We start from the raw sequence: 4,161 nt of genomic DNA, 5'->3' as shown, positions 1-4,161 counted from the left end.
CTAGGCCAACACGCTGCTGCATACCACCAGAAAGCTCGTGCGGGAATTTGGTTTCCCACTCAGATAAACCGACCATTTCGAGCTGTTCACGCGCCTTTTTACGACGCTCCGCTTTACCAATGCCTTGCATCTCTAGACCAAACGCTACATTGTCTAACACCGTTAACCAAGGCATCAATGCAAACTTCTGAAACACCATGGACACGCGGTGCGTACGAAGGTGGCGCAGTTTCTGTTCGTCACAGTTAGAGAGCTCAACCATGTCGTCGCCGTCTTTAATTTTCAGAGAGCCACGAGAAATATCGTTCAATCCGTTAACCGTTCGCAGCAAACTTGATTTACCCGAGCCTGAAAGCCCCATCAAGACACAGATCTCACCCTGTTTCACGTTCAGCGAAACATTATCAACCCCAACCACTTGGCCAGTTTCATCAATGATTTCTTGTCGAGACTTCCCTTGATCTAGTAGTGCTAGCGCCTGTGCTTGTTGCTGACCAAAAACGACATCAAGATTTTTAATAGTAATAGCGTCCATGATTATGCCTCCTTCTGGTTTGGTGCTTTACACAAGCGATCAAGAATGATGGCAACGAGTACAATCGCTAAACCAGCTTCAAAACCTTGCGAGATGTTTACCGTATTCAGTGCGCGTACGACTGGTTTACCAAGTCCATCAGCACCAACAAGCGCCGCAATGACTACCATAGACAGAGACAACATAATGCACTGCGTAACGCCAGCCATAATACTTGGCAATGCCGCAGGTAACTCCACCTTAAACAGTAGCTTCATGCGGCTGGCACCAAATGCTTTACCCGCTTCAAGTAGCTCCTCCGGCACTTTAATAATGCCGAGGTACGTCAATCGAATGGGTGCAGCGATAGCGAAAATGATGGTCGAGATTAGACCAGGGACAATACCTAAGCCAAACAGAACCAAGGTTGGAATTAGGTAAACGAATGTCGGTACGGTCTGCATTAAATCGAGTATTGGCCGCAACAAGGTGTATAACCAAGGACGGTGCGCCGCCATAATGCCCAACGGCACGCCAATTAATACGGAAATCGTTGTCGCTGCAAACACAAGGACAAAGGTTTCCAGCATTTCTTGCCAGTAACCAAGGTTGAGAATTGCGAGTAAGGCCAACACGATAAATACGACAAGAGGAATGCTGCGATGTAAGAACCAAGCAATTGCCGCCGTCATAATGATTGGCGCTGCAGGTGGCATCCATTTAAAAATGTCCACCACGAAAAGAATGATCGTTTCAAGTGTAATAGAGATTGCATCGAAAAAACCCGATGCATTGATGGTTAACCAATCGACGCCAGTTTCCATCCATTGGCCCAACGGTAGTTTGTTGTCCGTAATAAAATTCAAAATAAAACCTTTGTGTTAATGAAGCGGGCAAAACTGCCCACTTTCTTTTAAAAAAACGAGCTCAAATACTGCTTATTAAGCGTTTGTTTTTAAGTAGTTTGTAATAGCTGTTAGCGCATCTTGGCCATCCACCGTTTTCACGCCTTCTAGCCACGCTGCAATTTGCTCTTGGTTTGCATTCAACCATGCTTGCGCTGCTTTTGATGGCTTCTGTTTCTGGTTAAGAATCGCTTCCATCAGTTCATTTTCCATTTCTAGGTTAAACTCTAGATTTTTCACTAGCTGACCTACATTTGGACACTCAGCGAGGTAATTTTTACGTACGTTTGTGTAGACGTTCGCGCCGCCGTAGTTAGGACCGAAGAAGTCATCACCACCCGCTAGATATTCCATTTCAACGTTACTATTCATTGGGTGCGGCGCCCAACCTAGGTACACAATCCATTGATTGCGGCGTGCGGCACGTGATACTTGAGACACCATGCCAGCTTCACTGGACTCAACTAGGCTGAAATCTTTTAGGCCGAATGCGTTGCTATCAATCATTGACTGAATTAAGCGGTTGCCATCGTTTCCTGGTTCAATGCCGTAAATGCGGTCTTTAAATTTGTCGGCATGTTTTACTAGGTCAGCGAAGTTGGTTACGCCTGCGTCATAAACGTATTTTGGAACCGCTAGCGTGTACTTTGCGCCAACGAGGTTCGCGCGTACGGTTTCAACAGTACCTGCATCACGGTATTTCGCGATATCACCTTCCATCGTTGGCATCCAGTTACCTAGGAAAATGTCGATATCGCCATTAGCCATAGAGGAGTAAGTTACAGGCACAGACAGAAGATCGGTCTTCGTTTTGTACCCCAACCCTTTAAGTAACTCTGATGTAACGGCAGTGGTCGCTGTGATGTCAGTCCAACCTACATCTGCGAAACGAACCGTTTCACATTGGTTGGCGTAAGCGCCTGTTGCTAAAGTACTTAGTGCAATTGTTGAGAAGATTTTTGTCATCTTAGACATGTTGAATTCCTTGTAATGATTACTGACTTTTTCATTTTATGAGATCGAATCGAGATCTCTTTTTGGCGGATGCATTCGTTGCATCTCTTGCCAGTCCGGTGCAATCCAAACTGGTACGTTGTTCGACGTTTCTAGGGCGTTATCCAAAATCATATCCGCGGCGCGTTCTGCCACCATAATCGTTGGCGCATTTAAATTACCGTTCGGAATGGTTGGGAAAATAGAAGAGTCCACCACACGCAAGCCTTGAATACCGCGTACTTGGCATCGCTCATTTAAGACGGCTAATGGGTCATTATCTGCGCCCATTTTGCAGGTACAAGATGGATGGTAAGCACTCTCGACGTTTTGCTTCACCCATTCATCAATCTGTTCATCCGTTGTGATGTTCAGACCGGGTTGGATCTCATCCCCACGAAACTCATCCATGGCTGGCTGATTGAGGATCTCGCGAGTAAGGCGAATACAATCACGCCAATCCTGCTTATCTTGTTCAGTGGAAATGTAGTTAAACTCAATCTTCGGCTTATCATTCGGATTCGCAGAGACAACTTCGACCGACCCGCGACTTTCTGGCTTGTTAGGTCCAACGTGCACTTGGAAACCATGACCATCAAAAGCAGCTTGCCCGTCATAACGCATTGCCGCTGGCAAGAAGTGGTATTGAATATTTGGCCACTTTAGCCCTTCTCGAGAGCGGATAAACGCACACGATTCAAAGTGGTTAGTAGCACCAAGGCCTTTGCGAGTTAATATCCACTCAGTACCAATCAAGCCCTTGCTCACCAAACCTAATTTGCTGTTGAGCGTGATAGGTTGCTTACAGTGATATTGGAAGTACACTTCTAAGTGATCTTGCAGGTTTTTACCTACCCCCTCCAACGAGTGTTTCACCTCAATGCCCGCTTTTTCTAATACTGCCTTAGGGCCAATGCCTGAAAGCTGCAACAGCTGAACGGAGCCAACCGAACCCGCACTCGAAATCACTTCATTATTCGCAAAACATTGCTGAATTGAACCTGACTTTTCAAATTCAACGCCTACCGCTTTCTTTCCTTCTGAACCAGTTTCTTCTAATAAAACTCGATGAACCGTCACCCTCTTCATTAGGGTGAAGTTTTTGCGTTTTTTAGCGCGGCTTAAGTATGCATTAGAGGTCGAAGCGCGTACGCCTTTGTCGACGGTCATATGCATTGGGCCAAAGCCCTCTTGCTGATAACCGTTGTAATCTTTTGTTTCTGGGTAGCCCGCTTCTTTGCCTGCATCAATAAAAGCTTGGTACAGTGGATTGAGCTTCATATCGTTGCCGTTACATGTGCCGACTGGACCGTGATCGCCCCGATATTCATCAGCACCACCAATCCAAGACTCTGCTTTACGGAAATAAGGCAAACACGACTGATAATTCCAGCCTTTCGCGCCTTCCTCTTCCCACTGGTCAAAGTCACAAGCGTGTCCGCGAACGTAAACCATGCCGTTGATAGATGAGCTACCGCCCAGAACTTTTCCGCGAGGACAATGAAGTTGGCGACCATCCAACCCTTGCTCTTCAACCGTCTCAAACTGCCACGCGTATTTTTCAGTGTTCATCGGGTAAGAAAGCGCTGTTGGCATTTGGATAAAAATACTTTTATCCGACCCACCCGCTTCGAGTAATAGGACCGAATTTTGACCACTTTCACTTAAGCGATCCGCTAACACACAGCCGGCCGAACCCGCACCGACGATGATGTAATCGTAGTGTTGTTGCATTTTTATTCTCCTAGG

At 46.4% G+C, this 4,161-nt stretch carries 4 protein-coding genes; all 4 read right to left on the bottom strand.

Going from position 1 to position 4,161, the window contains the following annotated elements:
• The coding region (locus CAG68_RS14270) for an ATP-binding cassette domain-containing protein (RefSeq protein WP_161441296.1) at positions 1-535 on the bottom strand (535 nt) is incomplete at its 3' end.
• Between the two features lie 2 nt (positions 536-537).
• A complete protein-coding gene (choW, locus tag CAG68_RS14265; RefSeq protein ID WP_005392552.1) occupies positions 538-1,380 on the bottom strand; it encodes a choline ABC transporter permease subunit in 843 nt (280 codons plus the stop codon).
• A 75-nt stretch (positions 1,381-1,455) separates the two neighbouring features.
• On the bottom strand, positions 1,456-2,394 hold the full coding sequence (locus tag CAG68_RS14260) for a choline ABC transporter substrate-binding protein (RefSeq protein WP_017820327.1): 939 nt from the start codon (positions 2,392-2,394) through the stop codon (positions 1,456-1,458).
• Positions 2,395-2,430: 36 nt separating this feature from the next.
• The gene (betA, locus tag CAG68_RS14255; protein WP_005382647.1) at positions 2,431-4,146 is read right to left on the bottom strand and encodes a choline dehydrogenase; all 1,716 of its coding nucleotides are present in this window, start codon (positions 4,144-4,146) and stop codon (positions 2,431-2,433) included.
• Positions 4,147-4,161 lie beyond the last annotated feature (15 nt).

This window comes from Vibrio sp. V42_P2S4T144 (assembly GCF_009904715.1).
Lineage (GTDB): Bacteria > Pseudomonadota > Gammaproteobacteria > Enterobacterales > Vibrionaceae > Vibrio > Vibrio alginolyticus.
The sequence above is the reverse complement of the archived record's forward strand: the minus strand, read 5'-3'. Positions and strand labels throughout refer to the sequence as shown.

What these genes read in the sequence shown, in the direction of transcription:
- betA (WP_005382647.1), bottom strand. Translation starts at nt 4,146, where the DNA reads ATGCAACAACACTACGATTACATCATCGTCGGTGCGGGTTCGGCCGGC.
- CAG68_RS14260 (WP_017820327.1), bottom strand. Translation starts at nt 2,394, where the DNA reads ATGTCTAAGATGACAAAAATCTTCTCAACAATTGCACTAAGTACTTTA.